Origin of the sequence: Micromonospora sp. WMMD964 (genome assembly GCF_029581455.1) — a bacterium.
In the GTDB taxonomy this organism is placed as follows: domain Bacteria; phylum Actinomycetota; class Actinomycetes; order Mycobacteriales; family Micromonosporaceae; genus Micromonospora.
On record NZ_CP120860.1, the window covers coordinates 3,828,105 to 3,846,683 of the forward strand.

The 18,579-nt window shown below is 69.2% G+C and carries 20 protein-coding genes; 15 read left to right on the forward strand and 5 right to left on the reverse strand.

Annotation, left to right across the window (positions count from 1 at the left end; genetic code table 11):
- Positions 1–57 precede the first annotated feature (57 nt).
- The 3 genes from O7616_RS17525 to O7616_RS17535 all read left to right on the forward strand — a co-directional run bounded on the left by O7616_RS17525 (position 58) and on the right by O7616_RS17535 (position 1,732).
- Positions 58–414, forward strand: coding sequence for a VOC family protein (locus tag O7616_RS17525; RefSeq protein ID WP_282260403.1), 357 nt, complete (start codon positions 58–60; stop codon positions 412–414).
- A gap of 120 nt (positions 415–534) precedes the next feature.
- A complete protein-coding gene (locus O7616_RS17530; protein ID WP_282302979.1) occupies positions 535–1,143 on the forward strand; it encodes a glyoxalase in 609 nt (202 codons plus the stop codon).
- A gap of 172 nt (positions 1,144–1,315) precedes the next feature.
- Positions 1,316–1,732, forward strand: coding sequence for a transcriptional repressor (locus tag O7616_RS17535; protein ID WP_282302980.1), 417 nt, complete (start codon positions 1,316–1,318; stop codon positions 1,730–1,732).
- 270 nt (positions 1,733–2,002) lie between these two features.
- On the opposite strand, the gene O7616_RS17540 is transcribed toward O7616_RS17535, so the two are convergent.
- On the reverse strand, positions 2,003–2,263 hold the full coding sequence (locus O7616_RS17540) for a type B 50S ribosomal protein L31 (protein ID WP_282302981.1): 261 nt from the start codon (positions 2,261–2,263) through the stop codon (positions 2,003–2,005).
- Positions 2,260–3,561 carry a GTP-binding protein gene (locus tag O7616_RS17545; protein WP_282302982.1) on the reverse strand — a complete coding sequence of 434 codons (1,302 nt, stop codon included), beginning with the start codon at positions 3,559–3,561 and terminating at the stop codon, positions 2,260–2,262. Before O7616_RS17545 ends, O7616_RS17540 begins: the two co-directional genes overlap by 4 nt.
- A gap of 198 nt (positions 3,562–3,759) precedes the next feature.
- Here O7616_RS17545 and rpmB point away from each other — a divergent pair, with 198 nt between their 5' ends.
- From rpmB to O7616_RS17585, 8 genes are all read left to right on the forward strand, one after another.
- On the forward strand, positions 3,760–3,996 hold the full coding sequence (rpmB, locus tag O7616_RS17550) for a 50S ribosomal protein L28 (RefSeq protein ID WP_203118037.1): 237 nt from the start codon (positions 3,760–3,762) through the stop codon (positions 3,994–3,996).
- A complete protein-coding gene (gene rpmG / locus O7616_RS17555; RefSeq protein ID WP_013287204.1) occupies positions 3,996–4,163 on the forward strand; it encodes a 50S ribosomal protein L33 in 168 nt (55 codons plus the stop codon). The genes rpmB and rpmG overlap by 1 nt, the downstream gene beginning before the upstream one ends.
- Positions 4,163–4,468, forward strand: a complete 306-nt coding sequence (rpsN, locus tag O7616_RS17560; RefSeq protein WP_282302983.1) for a 30S ribosomal protein S14 — start codon at positions 4,163–4,165, stop codon at positions 4,466–4,468. The genes rpmG and rpsN overlap by 1 nt, the downstream gene beginning before the upstream one ends.
- A 327-nt stretch (positions 4,469–4,795) precedes the next feature.
- On the forward strand, positions 4,796–6,157 hold the full coding sequence (locus O7616_RS17565; RefSeq protein WP_282302984.1) for a Y4yA family PLP-dependent enzyme: 1,362 nt from the start codon (positions 4,796–4,798) through the stop codon (positions 6,155–6,157).
- Entirely contained in the window at positions 6,154–7,473 is a 1,320-nt protein-coding gene (locus O7616_RS17570) for a pyridoxal-phosphate dependent enzyme (RefSeq protein WP_282302985.1), read from the forward strand. The genes O7616_RS17565 and O7616_RS17570 overlap by 4 nt, the downstream gene beginning before the upstream one ends.
- 1 nt (position 7,474) lies before the next feature.
- A complete protein-coding gene (locus O7616_RS17575; RefSeq protein WP_282302986.1) occupies positions 7,475–8,665 on the forward strand; it encodes an aminotransferase class V-fold PLP-dependent enzyme in 1,191 nt (396 codons plus the stop codon).
- A 108-nt stretch (positions 8,666–8,773) separates the two neighbouring features.
- Positions 8,774–9,535 carry a class I SAM-dependent methyltransferase gene (locus tag O7616_RS17580; RefSeq protein ID WP_282302987.1) on the forward strand — a complete coding sequence of 254 codons (762 nt, stop codon included), beginning with the start codon at positions 8,774–8,776 and terminating at the stop codon, positions 9,533–9,535.
- 86 nt (positions 9,536–9,621) lie between these two features.
- The gene (locus O7616_RS17585) at positions 9,622–9,930 is read left to right on the forward strand and encodes a metalloregulator ArsR/SmtB family transcription factor (RefSeq protein WP_282302988.1); all 309 of its coding nucleotides are present in this window, start codon (positions 9,622–9,624) and stop codon (positions 9,928–9,930) included.
- 165 nt (positions 9,931–10,095) lie between these two features.
- On the opposite strand, the gene O7616_RS17590 is transcribed toward O7616_RS17585, so the two are convergent.
- Positions 10,096–10,440 carry a cupin domain-containing protein gene (locus O7616_RS17590; RefSeq protein ID WP_282302989.1) on the reverse strand — a complete coding sequence of 115 codons (345 nt, stop codon included), beginning with the start codon at positions 10,438–10,440 and terminating at the stop codon, positions 10,096–10,098.
- 154 nt (positions 10,441–10,594) lie between these two features.
- On the opposite strand from O7616_RS17590, the gene O7616_RS17595 reads away from it, so the two are divergent.
- Positions 10,595–10,972, forward strand: a complete 378-nt coding sequence (locus O7616_RS17595; protein ID WP_282302990.1) for a hypothetical protein — start codon at positions 10,595–10,597, stop codon at positions 10,970–10,972.
- Positions 10,973–11,592: 620 nt separating this feature from the next.
- Here the strand turns inward: O7616_RS17595 and O7616_RS17600 are convergent.
- Positions 11,593–12,342, reverse strand: coding sequence for an XRE family transcriptional regulator (locus O7616_RS17600; protein ID WP_282260367.1), 750 nt, complete (start codon positions 12,340–12,342; stop codon positions 11,593–11,595).
- 127 nt (positions 12,343–12,469) lie between these two features.
- Here O7616_RS17600 and O7616_RS17605 point away from each other — a divergent pair, with 127 nt between their 5' ends.
- Positions 12,470–12,664: a hypothetical protein gene (locus tag O7616_RS17605; protein ID WP_282302991.1), complete on the forward strand. Its 195-nt coding sequence runs from the start codon at positions 12,470–12,472 to the stop codon at positions 12,662–12,664.
- Complete coding sequence (locus tag O7616_RS17610) at positions 12,651–13,853, forward strand: helix-turn-helix domain-containing protein (protein WP_282302992.1); 1,203 nt, start codon at positions 12,651–12,653, stop codon at positions 13,851–13,853. The genes O7616_RS17605 and O7616_RS17610 overlap by 14 nt, the downstream gene beginning before the upstream one ends.
- Positions 13,854–14,125: 272 nt before the next feature.
- Here O7616_RS17610 and O7616_RS17615 read toward each other — a convergent pair whose 3' ends face one another.
- Positions 14,126–14,983 carry an oxygenase MpaB family protein gene (locus tag O7616_RS17615; RefSeq protein ID WP_282302993.1) on the reverse strand — a complete coding sequence of 286 codons (858 nt, stop codon included), beginning with the start codon at positions 14,981–14,983 and terminating at the stop codon, positions 14,126–14,128.
- Between the two features lie 278 nt (positions 14,984–15,261).
- Between O7616_RS17615 and O7616_RS17620 the strand changes: the two genes are divergently transcribed.
- A complete protein-coding gene (locus O7616_RS17620) occupies positions 15,262–18,558 on the forward strand; it encodes an AAA family ATPase (RefSeq protein WP_282302994.1) in 3,297 nt (1,098 codons plus the stop codon).
- Positions 18,559–18,579: the final 21 nt, after the last annotated feature.

Below are 18,579 nucleotides of genomic sequence, written 5' to 3' on the forward strand. Positions count from 1 at the left end.
GGACATGCTGTGAGCACGCACCCGATCGGGCCGAGGCCCACGACCCAAGGAGTGACCATGGCGAGCTCTTCCACGCAGGGAATCAGGACCGTGCTGCACCCGGTGTCGGATCTGACCAAGTCCACGGCGGTGTACGAGGCACTGCTCGGCGTGCCGCCGACCGACGAGTCGGTCTACTACGTCGGCTTCAATGCCGCGGGCCAGCACATCGGCCTGGTGCCGGACGGCGGACCGCAGGGCCTGACCGCGCCGGTGGCCTACTGGCATGTCACGGACATCGACGCGAAGCTGGCCGAGCTGAGCGCCGCCGGCGCCACAGTGACCGAGGCCGCACACGATGTCGGCGGCGGTCGCCTCGTGGCCACGGTCGCCGACCCCGACGGGAACGTGCTGGGGCTGATTCAGGACAGCTGAGCGACGGTGCTCGTCCGAGCCCGTCACCGCCAGCAGCATCGCCAGATCCGAACCACCTCTCCTTCTTCTCCTTCTTCGCGGTCTGCCGATCGCGAACCGCGCAGCCCGAAAGGACCACTCATGCTCGCCATCGACTCTGTCACGCTCGAAGTCCCGGATCCGACGCCCGCCCAGGACTTCTACACCGCAGCCTTCGATCTCGGCCCCCGTCTGCGCGTCAGCGCGTCACAGGAACCCACGACCGGTTTTCGTGGCTTCGCCATGTCGCTCGTGGTGTCCCAGCCGGGCACCGTCAACAGCCTCTTCGGCACCGCCCTCGATGGCGGAGCGACGACACTGAAGCCGGCCGCGAAGAGTTTCTGGGGTTACGGCGGGGTGCTGCGCGACCCGTACGGCACCATCTGGAAGATCGCGACATCGGCGAAGAAGGACACCGGACCGGCCAGCCGACACATCGACGAGATCGTGATCCTGTTGGGAGTGGACGACGTCGCCGCGACCAAGCGGTTCTACGTCGATCGCGGCCTCACCGTGGCCAAGAGCTTCGGCCGCAAGTACGTCGAGTTCGCCACCTCGAACATCAAGCTGGCGCTGTACGGCCGTCGTGCGGCCGCCAAGGACGCGGGCGTCGCGCCCGACGGCACCGGGTCACACCGGCTGGTCATCGGCAGCAGCACCGCCGGGACCTTCACCGACCTCGACGGCTTCGAGTGGAGGGCCGGCGGATGAAACAGCCTGGCCAGGCGCTGCGGAAGGCTACTCGTACGGATCCTTGGGCGCGGTCCTGTCGCCAGGTTTCCACGTCGATGTAGGGGATCTCTTCGACGCGCATAATGGGTCTGACGCGCAGCGAGGCGAGGTGTCGGAAGAGGTAGGCCGACGGCGCCCAGATCACGGGAGGATGGCGGCCACGGTGAACCAGGCGATGCCGAATGTGACCCGGAACACCCGACAGCGGGCAGAGGTGCTGACGCTGCTGCGCGAGGTGGAGGGCTTCCACTCGGCACAGCAACTGCACCAGATGCTGCTGGCGCGTAAGGCGGGCGTGGGTCTGACCACCGTCTACCGGACACTGCAGTTGCTGGTGGACGCCGGCGAGATCGACTCGACTCGGTTGCCGGGTGGCGAACAGCTCTTCCGCCGGTGCAGCCAGAGCAAGCACCACCACCACCTGGTCTGCCGGGATTGCGGGCGCACGGTCGAGGTGGCCGGGCCGGCCGTGGAGCGGTGGGCGGATCAGGTTGCCGCACAGCACGGGTTCGTCGACGTCGGCCACACCCTGGAGATCTTCGGCACCTGCGCCGAGTGCGTGCGCTGAGAGGGTCCGGAAATCCTGGTCCCTGTGGGAGAGCGGAGTGTGCGCCGGTCGGTGCGGTGCGGGTGAGCACGGAGCATCCCGCCGTGTCGGTGAGCGTGTCGGTCTCACGGCGATGGTGGCGAGGGTCGACCACCCGCCGCCACTGATCGCCCGTGAGCAGGCTGCCGGAGCAACCAGCTCACGGGCGGGTGTCAGGTGGCGGCCTCGGTCGTGCCGGGTGGCGTCGCCCAGTCGCGATGCCTGTCGCCCCGACGACGAGCGTCCCGATGGTCAGGTGCCCTGGGGCCCGTGTCGGGCGTACTTCCGGCGGAACTTCTCGACCCGGCCCGCGGTGTCGAGCAGGCGCTGCCTCCCCGTCCAGAAGGGGTGACTGGCAGAGGAGATCTGCACGTCGATGACGGGGTAGGTGTTGCCGTCGGTCCATTCGATCCGCTGGTCGCTGGAGGCGGTGGAGCGGGTGAGGAAGGCGAAGTCGGCGCCCTTGTCGCGGTAGACGACAGGTCGGTAGTCGGGATGGATTCCGGGCTTCATACGGGTCGCGCTCCTTCGGTGTCGGTGTCGGTGTCTGGCGGCTCCTCCACCCCGAGGGGGAAACAACCGGCGAACGGGTCGGGGTAGGTGCGCCAGGTCGCCTCGCCGTCGGCGAGTTCGCCGTCGGTGAGCAGGCAGCGGGCGAGGGTGCGGTGCAGTTCGACGGGGTCGACGTCGAGGCCGATGAAGACCAGGTGTTGGTGACGGTCGCCGTAGTAGGGGTCCCACTCCATGGCGGCGGCGAGCCGACGTTGGTCCTCGACGTGCTCCCAGTGGCTCTGGGGCAGGCTCACCAACCAGTGTCCGAGCGAGCCCATGGCCAGACCGCCGCCGGCGAACTCCCAGGCCACCACGGTGTCGGGCTGGCTGGCCAGCCAGAGGTGACCCCGGGACCGGATCACCTCGGCGTTGACCTGTTCGAGGACGTCGTGCAGGCGTTGCGGGTGGAAGGGGCGGCGAGCGCGGAAGACGGCGGAGACCACACCGCAGTCGGACTCCGGCTCGTGTGAACCCAGCGTGTAGCCCTGCAGACCGCGGGCGAGCAACCCGGGTGTCTCGGGCCGGTGCCGATGGGTGTGGCGCAGTCGGCGGGTCAGCGTGCCGGCGTCGACGAGGTCACCGTCGACGCGGATGTGCACCGCCCACGGCGCCATCCGCCGCAGCAGGACCGACAGTCGGCTGGTGTCGAATGCGCCCTCCCGGGACTGCCCCCACAGCACCAGGGTGTCGGCGTACTCGATCTGGCGGACCACGACGTCGGCGAGCGCACGGTCGTCGTTCTCCGCGGCCGGAATGCCGAGTGCCTTGAGGTCGTCGGTGCTGGCGAGGCCGTCGAGCAGGTGTTCGGCGTCGAGGACGGTGACGTAGGAGTCGACGCGGATGACCTCGGTGATCGGTTCGCCGTCGACGAGGCAGCGGGCGCAGGCGGCGGCGACGGCCTCCGGTTCCACCACTTCGGGCAGCATCAGCACCAGGTCCCGACCGGGATGGTCGCGGGCGAGTCGAACGAGGGTGGGCAGCACGTCTTCGCGCAGGGTGCAGGAGGCGCAACCGTGCCTCACGTCGACCTGCTCGTCCTCGACGATGCCGGTGCCGGTGCGAACCACTCGACGCACGACGCCGTCGCGGATCCCGCCGAGGTCGTGCCGCACCAGCAGCAGCGACTCGTCGGCGGCGAGCAGCGCACGAGCGACGGCGAAGGTCGCCGCCGGCCAGAATCCGGACAGCACGGTCAACGACGGGCGGGTGTCGGCGTCCGTTGCCACGACGTGGGTCGGGGTCTGTGGTGACGAGGACATCGCGCTCCTCTCGACGGTTAATGAAAACGGTTGTCATTCTAGGCACACCTGAGTCGGCGAGTCGAAGCGGCCCCGGGGCGCGGCGACTCGCTCCGGCCGTGGTCCTGCCGCCCCGACCCGGCGCGGCTCCGGCCGAACGGATGGTGTAGAACTGAAAACCGTTGTCGTTATCGTCAACCCCGACGAGGAGCGTGCACTGTGTCCCGACGCTGTGACGTCACCGGCGCGAAGCCGAGCTTCGGCAACGCCGTGTCCCACTCCCACCGGCGCACCCGCCGCAGGTGGAACCCGAACCTGCAGAACCACCGCTACTGGCTGCCGTCGCAACGGCGATGGGTCAGCCTCACCCTGACGACGAAGGCGTTGAAGACCGTGGACCGCAAGGGCATCGAGAAGGTCGTCGCCGAGCTGCGCGCCCGGGGGGTGAAGCTCTGATGGCCCGCCAGACCGACGTACGACCGATCGTGCGGCTGCGCAGCACCGCCGGCACCGGCTACACGTACGTCACCCGCAAGAACCGTCGCAACGACCCGGACCGGCTGGTCCTGCGCAAGTACGACCCGGTCGTCCGTCGACACGTCGAGTTCCGCGAGGCCCGCTGATGGCCAAGAAGAGCCTGGTCAACCGGCAGGCGCGTCGCGAGGAACTGGTAAGCCGGTACGCCGGGAGGCGCGCGGAGCTGAAGCGGCTGGTCGCCCACCCGGACACCGACCCGGGGGTACGCGCCGACGCGGTCCGTCAGCTCAGTCGGCTGCCGCGGGATTCCAGCCCGGCGCGGTTGCGCTCGCGCGACCAGATCGACGGCCGCCCGCGCGGCGTGCTGACCCGGTTCGGGTTGTCCCGGGTGCGGTTCCGCGAGCTGGCTCTGCGTGGCGAGCTGCCCGGGGTGCGCAAGGCGTCGTGGTGACGCCACATGGCGCATCGGAAAGAAATGGAACTTCCGTCGTGCCGCGCGGTGTCGAATAGGGGATAACGCCAAAGCATATGCACGATTGACTATGTAAGGACGTTTACTCAGTCGTTCGTCTATCGCCCCTTGGCGGGCGTCGGAACATCGGTTACGTTGAAGCAGGCCGCCGCCACGAAGGGTTTCTCGGCGCGAGGGGCGGTGGCGTCCGTGGCACCACGACTCACCTGAGGAGTCGCATTGCCCCTTCATCTGGCTCCGCGAATCGATCCGACGCTCCAGTCGGTGCTCGACGATACCGCCCTCATGACGCAATTATCCGACGCAATGGGATCCCCGCTCGGTGTGATTCTGCCGCACCGGTTGAGGGACAACATCGCCGCATTTCGTGCGGTCTTCGACGAGCATCGCCTCTCCGGTGAGATGTACTACGCGCACAAGGCCAACCGATCCAGCGCCCTGGTGCGCGAGCTCGCCGCCACCGACGCGGGCATCGACGTCGCGTCGCTGGCTGAGCTGCAGCACGCGCTCGGTGCCGGCTTCGTGCCGCACCGGATCATGGCGACCGGGCCGAAGAACGAGGAGTTCCTCTGGCTCTGCGCCCGCACCGGAGTCACCGTCGGCGCCGACTCGGTCGGCGAGATGGCGACGCTCGCCAGGCTGGTCACGGACTGGTCGTTGCCGCGCGTACGGGTGATGGCACGCCTGTCGGGCTTCGCTTCGTCGGGCGTGCGGCTCGGCAGCCGACGCAGCCGCTTCGGGGTGCCGGCCGCCGAGACGAGCGAGATCCTCGACGTGGTCGAGAAGCACCCCGACGCCCTCGATCTGGTCGGAGTGGCGTTCCACCTCGACACGATCGGGCTGCCGGAGAAGGCCGCGGCCCTGGAGGGCTGCCTCGGTGCGCTGGACGAGTGCCGCCGACGCGGTCTGCGACCGTGGTCGGTGGACATCGGCGGTGGGTTCGGCGTCGACTACCTCGCCGACGGCGTGCAGTGGGAGCGGTACACCTCCGCGTTGACCGAGGCGGTGCTCGGCAGGCGTGCGCCGCTGACCTGGAACGGGCACGGCTACGGTCTGCGTGCCGAGGGTGGCCACGTTCGGGGCTCGTTGAGCCTGTACCCCGCGCACCGGCCCGTCTCGGGGCCGGCGTACCTCGATCGGTTGTTGCGGACCCTCGCACCCGAGCTGCGCCGCCCGCTCGGGACGCTGCTCCTGGACAACATGTACGACCTGCACATCGAGCCGGGTCGGGCCCTGCTCGACCAGTGCGGCCTGGTCCTGGCCCGCGTCCTCGAGGTTCGCGACGAGGCCGACGGTGACACGATCGTGCGCCTGGACTGCAACGCACGGGATGTCAGCCTCGAGGAGCACGGCGTCCTGATGGACCCGGTCGTCGTGCACCGGACGACTCCGGCCGGTCCGGGGCCAGTGGGGGTGTACCTGTTCGGCAACCTCTGTCTCGAGGCGGATCTCATCACCCGCCGCAAGGTCTTCCTTCCCTCCAGGCCCCGCACCGGCGACCTGCTGGCCTTCGTCAACACCGCCGGTTACCTCATGGACTTCAGCGCCACGCAGGCGCTGCACCAGCCGATCGGCCGCAAGGTCGCGCTGTACCGCGACGGCGGCGCGTGGCGATGGTGCCTCGATGAGCAGTACTGGCCCGTTCACCATCGCGTGGAGACGACATGAGGTTCGAGACCATGACGGACGCCATCGGCAACACGCCGCTGGTGCGCATCGACGCCGCCGTGCACGGTCTGCGCAACATCGACCTGTACGCCAAGATGGAGCTGCTCAACCCGTTCGGTTCCCTGAAGGACCGCGCCGCGTGGAACATGGCCCGGCCCCTGCTCACCCAGGCCGTCGAGCGTGGCGACACCGTCGTGGAGTTGTCCAGCGGCAACACCGCCAAGGCCCTCGCCGTCATCGCCGGCATGCACGGGCTCACCTTCAAGAGCGTCACCAACCGGATGAAGGTCGCCGAGATCAAGGACCTGCTCCTGCTGCTCGGCGCGGAGATCGACGAACTGCCCGGCCAGGCCGAATGCCTCGACCCCAGCGACACCGACGACCCGCTGACCAGGATGTACCACCGGCTCGCCGGGTCGGGCGGCGGTTACCTGCACACCGACCAGTACTTCAACGAGCTCAACGTCGACGCACACCTCAACGGCACCGGCCCGGAGATCGTGAAGGATCTCGACGGGCGGGCCCCGGACTACTTCATCGCCTGCGTCGGAACGGCCGGCTCGTCCACCGGCGTGGCGGCCGCGCTGCGCCAGCACAATCCCGATGTACGGGTCGTCGGGCTGGTGGCGCACAAGTCCGACTTCATCCCGGGGATCCGCACCATCGACGAGGTGCACGAGGTCGGCCTCTTCGACCCCGACGTCTACGACGAGGTGGAGACGATCACCGCCGACGACGCCATCGACGGCCTGCTGACCCTCGTACGCCGGTGCGGCACGCTCGCCGGGCCGACCGGCGGCGGCGCCTACCAGGGCGCCGTCCGCCACCTGCGCGCCGTCGACGCGCAGCTCCCCGAACGCCGCACGGCGGTCTTCATCGTCTGCGACCGCGTGGAGAGCTACATGAGTTACCTGCGGGAGAGACGCCCCGAGCTGTTCGGGCGGCCACCGCGACGTAACTCCCTCCGCACGGTCACCGACGCGGAGGTGCGGCAGGCGGTGACCGTGGATGTCGCGGAAGCGGAGCGGTGGATCGCCGAGCGCCGAGGGCTGGTCGTCGACCTGCGCAGCCCGTTCGCGTACCAGGCGCTGCACATCGACGGCTCGGTCAACATCGTCGACGAGCTGTTCGCCGAGCTGCTGCATGGTGGGCTGCCGTTCGGTCGCCGCCAGCCGGTGCTCCTGGTCTGCCCGGTGGGGGAGAAGTCCGCCCGGTACGCCGCCCTGCTGACCCGGATGGGTCACCGTGACGTGCGGTCGCTCGACGGTGGGATCATCGCCTGGCGCGACGCGGGCGCTGAGCTCGTACGCGACTGACATGGGTGTTCTCGACGAGCTGCACACGTGGCAGGAGGGCCTGCGTGGTCAGTTCCCATTGATCACGGCGAACCCGGAGGTCGCGTACCTGGACAGCGCCGCCACCTCGCAGAAGCCGCAGGCGGTCCTCGACGCCGTCCTGACCTACCTGACGACGGGCAACGCCAACGCCGCGCGGGGCACGTACCCGTGGGCGAACCGGACCACCACCCGCATCGAGCAGGCCCGCGACCGACTGCGCCGCTTCCTCGACGACCCGGTGCCACAGCGGTCCGGGGTGCACTTCGTCAGCGGCACCACCGAGGGGCTGCGCGCCGTCGCCCGCGACTGGCTCGCCCCGCAGCTACGCGACGGCGACGAGATCATCGTGCCGTTCGCCGATCACGCGGCCAACAACGCACCCTGGCTGGAGGCCGCCGAGCTGCTGCGTCGCCAGGGCGTGTCCATCGACGTCCGAGCCATGCCGTACGACGACGCCCACGACTACGACACCGCCGGGCTCGCTGCGATGATCAACGACCGGACCCGTCTGATCGCCGCGACCCACGTGCACCACGTCTACGGCAACGACATGAACGTGCACAGGCTGCGCGCGGCAGCCGGACCGAGCGTCCCGATCTGCCTCGACGCCGCGCAGGGAGTGGGGCACCTGCCGCTGTCCACCGCGACGACCGACGTCGACTTCGTGGTGTTCTCCGGGCACAAGGCGATGGCGTTGCCCGGGACCGGCGCGATCTGGGCGCGCAATCAGCGCGGTCCGACCTACACGCCGGCCGGCTGGCTCGGCTCACCCAACACCAGCGGCATCATCAGCCTGGTGGCCGCACTGGACTGGCTCGACGCCGCCGGCCTGGATCGCATCGCCCGGTGGAACACCGCTCTCGGCGCACGGCTCACCGACGGGTTGCGCACGCTGTCCACCGTCGAGGTGCTGGGCTGTCAGAGCAGCCTGGCCGCCGACAGCCGGACCCAGCAACGCCAGGGCATCGTGGCCTTCCGGCACCGCCTGATCGGCTCGAACGACCTCGGGTTCATCCTGGCCGCGCACGGACTCCTGGTCCGCGCGGACGGTCACTGTCAGGGCGACCAGGGCGAGAAGACGGCATCGGTACGGGTGAGCCTGCACGTCTACAACACCGCCGAGGAGGTGGACCGGCTCCTGTCGGTCCTGGTGGAACTCGACCGCGATTGACCGACACGCCGCGATTGGCCGGCCCCTCCGTCTCGACTCGCCTATCCTGTCGGAAATGGCTCTCGTTATCGTTAGCCTTCCCGTCCGTACGTCGTCCGGAGTGCACCCATGGCAACGACCACCGGCGCGCCCGGCGTCGCGCTCGACCCACCGCAGACCGCCCGGTGGCGCGAGACGTGGTCAGAGGTCATGGAGGGATTCGTGCCGTACCTCGCCGGCCTTGAGGAGACGCTGTGCCGGGTCGCCGAGACCGTTCACGGCCGGGCGCCCCGCCGAGTGCTGGACCTCGGCGGCGGTCCCGGGCTGCTGGCCGAGCGGATGGCCCGGCGGTGGGCCGGCGCCGAGGTCACCCTCATGGACATCGACCCGGTGCTGCTGGCGCTGGCACGCGGCGCCCTGGCAGGGCAGGTGCGCGCGTTGGAGGGAGACCTGTCGACACCGCGCTGGGTGGACCGAACGGGTGGCGGCCACGACCTGATCACAGTGGTCATGACCCTGCACTACCTGCCATCGTCCCAGGTGCGGGCGTTCTACGACGACGCGCGACGCTGCCTTGCCCCCGGCGGACTGCTCGTCGTCGCGGACCTCATGCCCGACGACGGACTCCCGTCCCTGATGAGCGCGTTGGATCCCGCCCCGAACGAGGCCGCCGCGGAGTTGGCCTGGGCGCAGTGGTGGAACGACATCGCCGACCTGGAGGTGCTGCGCCCGCTGCTGGCGCAGCGGGAGGCGGTCTTCGGCAGCCGCCAACCGGCCGAGTTCACCGCACCGGTGTCGTGGCACACCGCCGCCGCTCGTGAGGCCGGATTCGGCCAGGCCGGAATCCTCTGGCGATGCGGCAGGCACGCGGCGCTGGCGGCGGTGGCCTGACCGTCGACCGGCCGCCCCCCCGAGGAACGCATGCACGTGTCGTATCTCGCCGCCAGACTCACGGTCGCCCGCCTGCGGGCACTGGCATGAGCACCGATCGCCTCGACGAGACGAGGCACGTACTGGACCGCGCCGTCGTCGTGCTGCGCGCCATGGCGTACGAGCACCGGCTGCGCATCCTCGTGCTGCTGCGGGACGGCGACCAGACACCGGCCTCGCTGGCGGCGGCCATGTCGACGGATTCGACGATCATCGCCCGCCACCTTCGGTACCTCAGGGACGCCCGGTTGATCCGGCGCAAGCGGCGCGGTCGAGAGGTCACCTACACGCTGCGCGGTGAGGCCACCAGGCGACTCGTCGCGGAGGTGCTACACCATGCCGAACGCTCGGCCTGACCATCGCGCGGGCGGTGCCACATCGGCGATCACCGGCGCACCCGAACGACGGTCTTGCCCTTGCGCTTCCGGGGCGGGTTGAGCGCGGCGTCGTCGAAAGTCGCTACTGTTCCGACGTGCGTGCGTAGGCGTCCGTCTCGGATCTGTAGCGAAATCCCGGCCGCGCTACTCGGCGCGCCGATCAGGGGCGCGTGAGCCGTACGCCGGACCGAACACCACGAGCAGCGCCAGATCCTCGGCCACCTCGTCGAACCGGTGCTCCTCGCCGGCCGGCACGAAGATCACCGAACCCGGGCCCACCTCGGCCGAGCCGTCCGGCGTCACGATCCGGGCCCGCCCCGCGGTGACCACGTAGATCTCATCCTCGGTGTGCGGGCTCTGATCGTCGAGACCACCGGCCGGGATGCAGTACGTCCCGACCGACAGGTCCGGCACCCTCAGGTGTTCGACCCAGTCGTTGGCGGCCCCGGCGGGCGCGGTCCACCGGCCCGCACCTTCGACGATCAGCATGGCCGAACCCTAAGGGACGTCCCGTGACGGGTGAAGACCCTTCCCAGCGCGGCCGTGCCGTCACACCAGTCGGCGGCGGATCCACCGGAGTGACGACAGGGCAGCACGGCGGTCAACGCGGTCGGCCGGGCCCGCTGCAGGCTGGCCAGTTCTTATGAAACAGCCCCAGCAGGGCGTGGCGTACCAGTACGGGTCGAATTCCACCCAGCTTGCGCCGGCTCCGTCGACGAAGCCGTGGGCTTCATTGCCGTTCTGGTCCAGCAGACCAGTAGTCAATCCGGTTCCCAAGCTGACAGTCCTCCTGCAGGATGACCCGGTGGATGCTTGGCAGTCGGTCGATGACCTCGTCGTGCAGCGGCGAAACATCATGGCGATCAAGGCCATCCGCGAGATTGAGTCATGCAGCCTCCAGCGCGCGATCGACCTCTTCGCGGAGCGGGCGGAGTTCTTGAGGCAGACGCGGCCCAGTGATTTCGCGGTCCGTCCCGACGAACACGGGACAATGTCTCGACCTGAGTCCCTAGCTGAGTGAGTGGCCAACTGCGTGCCGACGGGCGCGGCCAGCGCCGGACGCCCATGGACCCCTAAGGACCGTTCGGCGGGCTCAGCCCTGCTGTTGGCGCAGTTCCTCGATGGCCGGTGGTTCCTTCGAAACGAAGCGGTCAGGATTCTGATCTCTACGCCGGAAGGTCGTGATTCCCAAGCTGATGGTGGCTCACCCTCACCTATAGACTGATCTGGATTAGCGCAAAATCGTTGGTTGGATGAGGGGTGAGCTTTGGCGGCTCGACAAGGTGTGCCCTGGTTCCCGATCGCCTGGTTCCTGCTTGCGCTGGTGTGCCTGTGGCTGACGGTCGCCACGACGCTAGACCCCGATGGTGCGTGGTGGGTTCCGCTCACCTTCGGTGCCTGCACCATCGTCGCTATAGGGAGCGCCGTTGCTTGGCTGCGGGACCACCGCAATCGGAATCGCCGGACGTAGCCGGTAGGCCGCTGTCGCGCAGCTACGGTGACAGCAGCGGGGTCAGACATTGAGGGCCGGGTACGGCGGGCAGCGGACTATCTTCCGACGTCCGAGACGTGCGCGGACCAGCCCGAATGGAGCGCCCAGAACTTACAAGCGAGGGGTCGAAGGCACGTGGCTCTCGCGCGCTACGTCGCGGACATGTTGTAGCGATCGAGCGTTGCCTTGGACGTCGAGGCGTCCTGGAAGACAAGCTCCCACGGCCCGGTGTTGACGTCCATGTCCTTGCCGAACCCGACCCACTTCCCGGCCATCCGTCGACCCGTGGGCTCAGCGAGGAGCTGGATCGCACCGTGATAGCGGGCGCCACGGTAGTAGCCGGCCGGGTCGGTCTGCTCCACCCAGGTACCGGTGACGACGGCACCGTCCACGGTCAGGTCCAGCGAGAGGGACGACGCCGCCGAGCCGGGCAGGCTGCGCGCGGTCAGTCGATCGCCGTGCTGGAGCAGTACCACGAAGTGCTGTCCGGCGAAGGAGTCGCCCCGCCCGCTGGAGTAGTACTGATAGCGGCTGAGCCACACACCCTCGTACGACCTGTGGGCCGTGGCGGGCTTGGACGTCGGCGTCGGCGTGGCCAGGTTGGACATGGGGGAGGTCATGTCATGGCCGCCGTGTTCGTCGTCGGCGACCTCCCCGCCGGGCACCGCGGCGAAGCCCAGCAGCGAGATGGGTAGGCCGGTGACGACTTCCAGGGCGCGGGCGTAGACGGGTCGGGGCGCAGCGATCGCGCCGGACTCCCATCGCTGGACGAGTCTCTTGTTGGCGTCGTTGGGCTCACCGACGCGGTGGCCGGCGGCCTGGAGCGCGCGGGCGAAATCGTCCTGGCTCATGCGCATCCCGGTACGGACGGCGCGGAGGGCGGTGTTGGGGGCGGCCATGACCGCCACGATAGCGTCATGTCGCCTGAATGTCGTCGGCAATGTGGTCGGGTTGTCGTATCTCGTGCCGTCGCGGTCGGCGACATAGCGACGTCAGTGTGAACGTGCGACGGTCGCGGGTGCCGTCGTGCTTCTGCTGACGGAGGTGGAGATGGCGGGTGACGGCGGCGAGCCGGCGGTGAGCCGAGGCGAGCAGATCCAGGCGGCCGAGCGGGAGGCGGCCAAGCGACGCCTTCTCGCCGAGGCTGAGGCGGATCGAATACCGGCCGAGGAGACGACCCGGGCGAAGCCGGATCGGAGTCGGCGTCATGGGCAACGTTGAACTGTTGCCCGTGGGGCGGCGGGTGGCGTACTGGCGGGGGCGACGGAAGCTGTCGCAGCAGGTGTTCGCCGACCGGCTCGGCAAGTCGAAGAGCTGGGTCGACAAGGTCGAACGTGGTGTGCGGTCGCTCGACAAGCTGTCGACGCTCCAAGAGATCGCCCGCGTGCTGAGGATCGACGCCGCCGTGCTGGTCGGCCGCGATGTCGCGCCGGTAGAGGCGACCGACTGCGTCGAGGGCGTCGACCGAATCAGGGCGGCGTTGGCGCGGTACGAGGTCCCGTTGGGCCAGCCGGCGGGTCACCGGCCGGTGTTGCCGGTGGACCGGATGCTGCGGGATGTGGAGTATGCGTGGACGACGTTCCAACACGGCCGCTACCCGCAGGTGATCAAATTGCTGCCGGACCTGCTCAGTAATGCGCAGCGCACTCACGCGCAAGCCTCGGCGGCGGGTCGGGTGCCGCTGGTGGGGGCGTACCGGGTCACGGCTGCTCTGCTGGTCAAGCTCGGGGAGGTCGGGCTTGCGTGGTTGGCCACCGACCGGGCGATGCTCGCCGCCACCGGCGAGCCGGAGTCAGTGGCCGCCGCAGCCGTGCAGCTCGGCCAGGTGCTGCGCACGTCAGGGCGGGCGCGGGAGGCGAAGTCGGCGCTGCTCGCCGCCGCGTACCGGATCGCCCCGCGCCAGGTGGAGGACGGCACACCGGCGGAGCTGTCCCTGTGCGGAACCCTGCTCCTCCAAGCTGCACTGGCAGTTACGCACGACGGGAACGAGGCCGCCGTCACCGACCTGATCGACGAGGCCGCCGGCATGGCAGAGCGCGTCGGCGACGGGCACGATCATCACCGCACCGCGTTCGGGCCGACCGCCGTCGAGGTGGCTCGTGCCGCCGCAGCCGTGGAGGCCGGCGACTTCCATGCCGCGATCCGCTGGCACGAGAAGGCCGCCGGGCGGGACGGCTGGCGGTGGCTGCCAGCAGAACACCGCGCCGCGCACCTGCTCGACGTCGCGCGTGCTCATCTGCATGCTGATGATGTGGCCAACGCCGCTCGGTTGCTGGTGCAGGCTGAGCGCACCGCACCGGCCGAGATCACGCACCGGCCCGTCGCCCGGGACATCCTTGCCGAGGTTGCCCGCGACCCGCGCGCCCCGACCACGATCGCCAAGCTCGCTGCCACCCTCGGGGTCGGCTGAGCAGCGCTCTACACGCGGATGAGAAGTACAGCAGAGAGGTACAGCAACCGTGCCAGCGGCGTCACCACTTCTCTCGCCACCACATCACAAGCATCCCCATGGCCCCTACGAAGACCGTGCATCCAAGGCCGCCGCACAGCAGTGCAGCAACGCCACCAACGAAACCGAAGCCCCGGTAGTCCACGGACTGACCGTACGCACCTGGCGAGGTCGCGCCCGGTCCGGTCCGTTGCGGGAATCAACAGGGGTACGGCTCGACCTGCTGCTGACGCTCAGCCGGCGCGGTCCTGCTGCGGACCGAGCCGGCTGATCTCGTACCCCTCGGGGTAGCTCTTGGTCTTGATCCCGTCGGCGAACAGTGCCGTCGTCCGTGGCGCCCCGAACCACCGTTGCGACAGCGAGCGCAGCTTCAGCGCCACACGCAGGCCGACCCGGACCGGCCACGGCGGCGTGTCGACTCGCATCGCGCGCCGCAGCGGCGCGTCGTACATGGCACTGACCAGCGCGTTGCCCAGCGGTGTGAACAGGCGGGGGATCCGGTCGAGCATCAGCATGCGGGTGGCTCGTTCGATGGCCGCCGCGTCATCGTTCGGCTGCAGGTGAGCCGCGTCGTGGGCGGTGAACCAGGTCTCGAACTCGTCGTACGACCCGGGGATGTCCGTGATGCCCATCCGCCGCCCGAGTTCCCGATAGAACAGGTACGTGGCCTGGCGCTCGTGGCAGCAGGGCGGGCGCCAACCGTACTCCTGCAGCCACCGGGTCGGGACGACCACCAGGCAGCCGAGGACGTAGCGGAAGTCGTCGTCGCTGATGTCGTAGGGGCGATGGATCTGGTTGACGCGTCGCAACGCGTCCCGACCACGGGGTTGCTCGAAGCCGTTGAGCACCATCTCGTACATCAGCAGGCCGGTGTCGTCGATCCGCTTCTGGGTGCGTTCGGTCAGCTCGCCGGTGGCGGTGTGCACGGCGGCGATGGCGGGGATCGAGAAGGACCGGTTGAAAGCCAGGTTGAGGCCGAGCTTCATGTCCCACGGGAACTCGTAGCGCAGCATGGTCTGGTAGATGTCCAGGTAGTCGCGCTCGGGGTCCAGCGTACGGATCCGGTTCAGGTTGGCGTAACGGCCTCTCATCGGCGGGCGTCTCCTGCCGTGGCATGTGGGACATCTGCGGTCGCGAGTGCTCGGTCGCGGCGATTCTCTCAGCTACTGCCGGCGAACGGGTCGGCGTCGGTGACGAGCGTCTCCGCCTTGCCGTCGCGACCTCGCCTCCTGGCTCGGCACGTCGGCTGATCTCACCTCGGACGAGCGGCCTCTGCCGTGGGCGGGCCGGTTGTCGGGTTCCGCCGATCGTCGAGATCCCGGCCGAGAACAGCTCGTGACGACGCCATAGCGGTCTGATGCAATGAGGCATGGCCAGACCCACGCGCTTCGCGGACGCCGTCCGTCTGCTGGCGAATGACGACGGCAAGCTGCTCACGGGCCTCGACCACGTCCTGAGTGGCGTCCTGCTGCTGACCGGCGCGATCGGACTGTTCGATCCCAAGAACGACCTCATACGGCTGATCCGGGACGTGCGGGGCCGGGCGGGTGGTGCCCTGCGGGCCGGTCCACCGCGGGCCCGGTCCAGCCTCATGATCGCCACCCACACCGTTCTGGTCACCGCGGCCTTCTTCGACGAGGTCAGCGCCGATCCGGTGGTGGCTCGGGTCGGCCTGACCTCCGAGGACGAGCAGAACCTCATGCGGGCCCGGTCCGGCGAGGTCGCCGAACTGCTCACCGCTGTCGTTCCGGTGCCTGTCGCCTGCACCCCCCGGGAAGAGTTCGGACGTGAGCTTGCCGGCTGGTTCGAGGATCTCGGCGCGAACCTGAACAGGTTCCTCACCGGCTTCGCCGTCGTGGAGGAACTGACCGCCGCCGAGCAGGCCCGCCTGAAACAACACCTCACCGAGACAGTGCCCGGTCTCGCGCTCGAGAGATACGAGTCGTATGTGCGGGAGCTGGCGCACGAGAGCCCGATCTTCGGGTTCTGGATCGTCGAGTGGGAATACACGTCGACGCGGGCGGCCGCGGTGGGTTTCGCCGAGGAGACCCGCCGAGGGCTCTCCCAACTCGGCCGGCTCCTGGCGATGGTGCAGCCGATAGGCCGGATGGACCAGCGCTGGCGAGAGCTGGCCGCCGGCTATCTGGCGGAGCTGGATCGGCCGGTAGTGCGGCCGGGTGAGCACGGTGCCGCGCCGGACCTGGTGATCCCGACCCTCGGATCCGCGTACGTCAACCCGGCCTTCCGGGTGGTCGCCGCCGGTGAGGCGAGCCGAGTCTCCGAGGACCACTGGTGGGACGCCGAGGTGCCGCTGCGGGACGACCTGCAGAAGTTCCTCGTCCGGTACCTGAGCTCCCCGGACGCCACGGAGTTGCCGATGCTTGTGCTGGGGCACCCGGGGTCCGGGAAGTCCGTCTTCACCAAGGCGTTCGCCGCCCGCCTGCAGGACACCGGCTTTCGTCCGTTGCGGGTGGACCTGCGTGCCGTGCCGGCCGACGCCTCGGTCGTCGACCAGGTCCGACACGCGCTGCGGCAGACACTGCAGCGCGACATCGAGTGGGCGGACCTCGCCGCCGGTGTCGACAGTGCGACGCCGGTCATCTTCTTCGACGGATTCGATGAACTGTTGCAGAGCAGCGCTACCAGCCAAGCCGATTTCCTCGAGCGGATGTGCGAGTTCCAGCGGCTGGCCGCGATCCGGGATGCACCGGTGGCCGTCGTGGTGACCAGCCGCACCGTGGTCGCTCATCGCGCCCGGATCCCGGCCGGCGTGCAGGTGGTCCGCCTGGAGCCGTTCGACCGTGCCCGCATCACGGACTGGCTGGATACCTGGAACAGCTCGAACGCCGACTACCTCCGGCAGCGGCAACTCGTCGGCCTCTCGGTCGACGTCGTGGCCCGCTATCCGCACCTGGCGGCCCAGCCGCTGTTGTTGTTGCTGCTGGCCCTCTACGACGCCGATGGCAACAAGCTGCAGGACGAGTCGGGTCAGCTCGCCGACGCGGACCTGTACGACCGCCTGCTGCGGGCGTTCACCCGTCGGGAGGTTCGCAAGGACGGGCCGCACCTCACCGACGCCGAGGTCAGCGCACTCGTCGACGAGGAACTGGAGCGTTTGGCCATCGCAGCCCTGGCGATGTTCAACCGCGGTAGCCAGTACGTGGCCGAGAAAGACCTCGACGAGGACATGCGGGCACTACTTCTCGCGCACCCCTACGGCGGCCCGGATCGAGCGCATCAGACCGGCTCCCAACGGCTGGTCGGCAGGTTCTTCTTCGTGCACGTGGCGACCGCTCGATACGCCGACACTCTGCGCACGTACGAATTCCTGCACGCCACCTTCGGCGAGTACCTCGTCGCCTGGTTCGTCGCCCGGGCCCTACCCCGACCGCCGATCTCCCGCACTTTGACCAGTGTGCGACCGGACCGCAACGACAGTCTTCTGGCAGCGATCCTCTCGCACGCGATCCTGGCCGAGCGCGCCCAGATCGTCGTCTACTTCGAGCACCTGGCAACCGTCATGACCGACCGGGCGGGGGTGTACGACCAGCTTCTCGAGGCGTTCCGAGGGTGCTTCGACTCGATCGCCTGGCAGGCATTCGCGGACTACCGGCCGACGAGGGGCAACGTTGCCGAGCGGATGGCTTTCTACAGCGCGAATCTGCTCCTCCTGGCGGTGCTCCTGGCGCCCGGTGGAGAACTCCCACTCGCCGTCGCCTTCGATGTGGCCGACCCGGACGAACTGCGCGTGCGCTGGCACCGGCTCGCCCAGTTCTGGCTGGCAGCCGGGGGCCACACCGCCGTACACGTCGTCAGCGACGAGATCGAGGTGGTCGAGGCGGCCCCGGGACTGGCGCTGCGCCGCCGCCGCGAGCACACCGAGGCCCCCGACGGCCTCGTCCACGACCTGATCAGGACGAACAGCCTGGTCCAGGAGCCGGAGCTGGCGGTACTGCTGCGCGCCGTCGAGCCGATCGTCGCCGCTCTCAACGCGGAGGGGTTCCTCCCGGGCGGCAGCGACGAGGCCCCGGTCCGCGGTCTCCTGACGCTGCTGCTCGCGCGCGACGACCAGGTGCGCGACGGGCAGTACTACGCGCTGATCGACACGCTGGAGCGCCATGGGTCGATCACCGACCGGATCCGTTATACCGAACTGCTGCTGAGCCACCTCTCCGCCCGCGACGGTCACCTGGACCCCGAGTCCTTCTACGGACTGCTCAGGATGATCGACAACGATCCAGCGGCGGGACCCGCGATCATCCGGCGCTTCCTGCGCGCCCTGATCCGGTTGGGGCCGGGACTGGAGAGCCACCGCCGGGCCTTGGTGCGCCAAGCCCTGTTCGTGATGATGTCCAGCGACCATAACGACGCCTTGCCGCCCGCCTGGGTGATCCAGGACTTCGTCAACGACCTGCTCGACGACGCCGCGGGCAATCTGCAACTCGTGCCGGTGGTCCTGGAGGTCTTCGCCGCCCGCAGCCTGTGGAAAATCGCCGGCTACCCTGGCCTGCCGCATCAGCTCAACGCCTGGCTGGACGGACTCCCGGAGATCACCAGGGCGGCCCTGCCCGACGAGATCGTCCATGAGATCAGGGTCAGCGCCGGGGACCGGTGGTCGTCGGAGCAGCCGCCGGTTGCCGGAGATCCTCCTGACGAGGACGGCTGAAGCGTCGAGCGACGACGATTT

Coding starts and splice junctions, on each gene's coding strand:
- O7616_RS17545 (WP_282302982.1), bottom strand. CDS start 3,561: ATGTCCTCGTCACCACAGACCCCGACCCACGTCGTGGCAACGGACGCC.
- O7616_RS17615 (WP_282302993.1), bottom strand. CDS start 14,983: ATGAGAGGCCGTTACGCCAACCTGAACCGGATCCGTACGCTGGACCCC.
- rpsN (WP_282302983.1), top strand. CDS start 4,163: ATGGCCAAGAAGAGCCTGGTCAACCGGCAGGCGCGTCGCGAGGAACTG.
- O7616_RS17590 (WP_282302989.1), bottom strand. CDS start 10,440: ATGCTGATCGTCGAAGGTGCGGGCCGGTGGACCGCGCCCGCCGGGGCC.
- O7616_RS17570 (WP_282302985.1), top strand. CDS start 6,154: ATGAGGTTCGAGACCATGACGGACGCCATCGGCAACACGCCGCTGGTG.
- O7616_RS17620 (WP_282302994.1), top strand. CDS start 15,262: ATGGCCAGACCCACGCGCTTCGCGGACGCCGTCCGTCTGCTGGCGAAT.
- O7616_RS17540 (WP_282302981.1), bottom strand. CDS start 2,263: ATGAAGCCCGGAATCCATCCCGACTACCGACCTGTCGTCTACCGCGAC.
- O7616_RS17610 (WP_282302992.1), top strand. CDS start 12,651: ATGGGCAACGTTGAACTGTTGCCCGTGGGGCGGCGGGTGGCGTACTGG.
- O7616_RS17525 (WP_282260403.1), top strand. CDS start 58: ATGGCGAGCTCTTCCACGCAGGGAATCAGGACCGTGCTGCACCCGGTG.
- O7616_RS17595 (WP_282302990.1), top strand. CDS start 10,595: ATGAAACAGCCCCAGCAGGGCGTGGCGTACCAGTACGGGTCGAATTCC.
- rpmG (WP_013287204.1), top strand. CDS start 3,996: ATGGCCCGCCAGACCGACGTACGACCGATCGTGCGGCTGCGCAGCACC.
- O7616_RS17580 (WP_282302987.1), top strand. CDS start 8,774: ATGGCAACGACCACCGGCGCGCCCGGCGTCGCGCTCGACCCACCGCAG.
- O7616_RS17530 (WP_282302979.1), top strand. CDS start 535: ATGCTCGCCATCGACTCTGTCACGCTCGAAGTCCCGGATCCGACGCCC.
- O7616_RS17535 (WP_282302980.1), top strand. CDS start 1,316: ATGGCGGCCACGGTGAACCAGGCGATGCCGAATGTGACCCGGAACACC.
- O7616_RS17600 (WP_282260367.1), bottom strand. CDS start 12,342: ATGGCCGCCCCCAACACCGCCCTCCGCGCCGTCCGTACCGGGATGCGC.
- O7616_RS17565 (WP_282302984.1), top strand. CDS start 4,796: ATGGGATCCCCGCTCGGTGTGATTCTGCCGCACCGGTTGAGGGACAAC.
- O7616_RS17575 (WP_282302986.1), top strand. CDS start 7,475: ATGGGTGTTCTCGACGAGCTGCACACGTGGCAGGAGGGCCTGCGTGGT.
- O7616_RS17585 (WP_282302988.1), top strand. CDS start 9,622: ATGAGCACCGATCGCCTCGACGAGACGAGGCACGTACTGGACCGCGCC.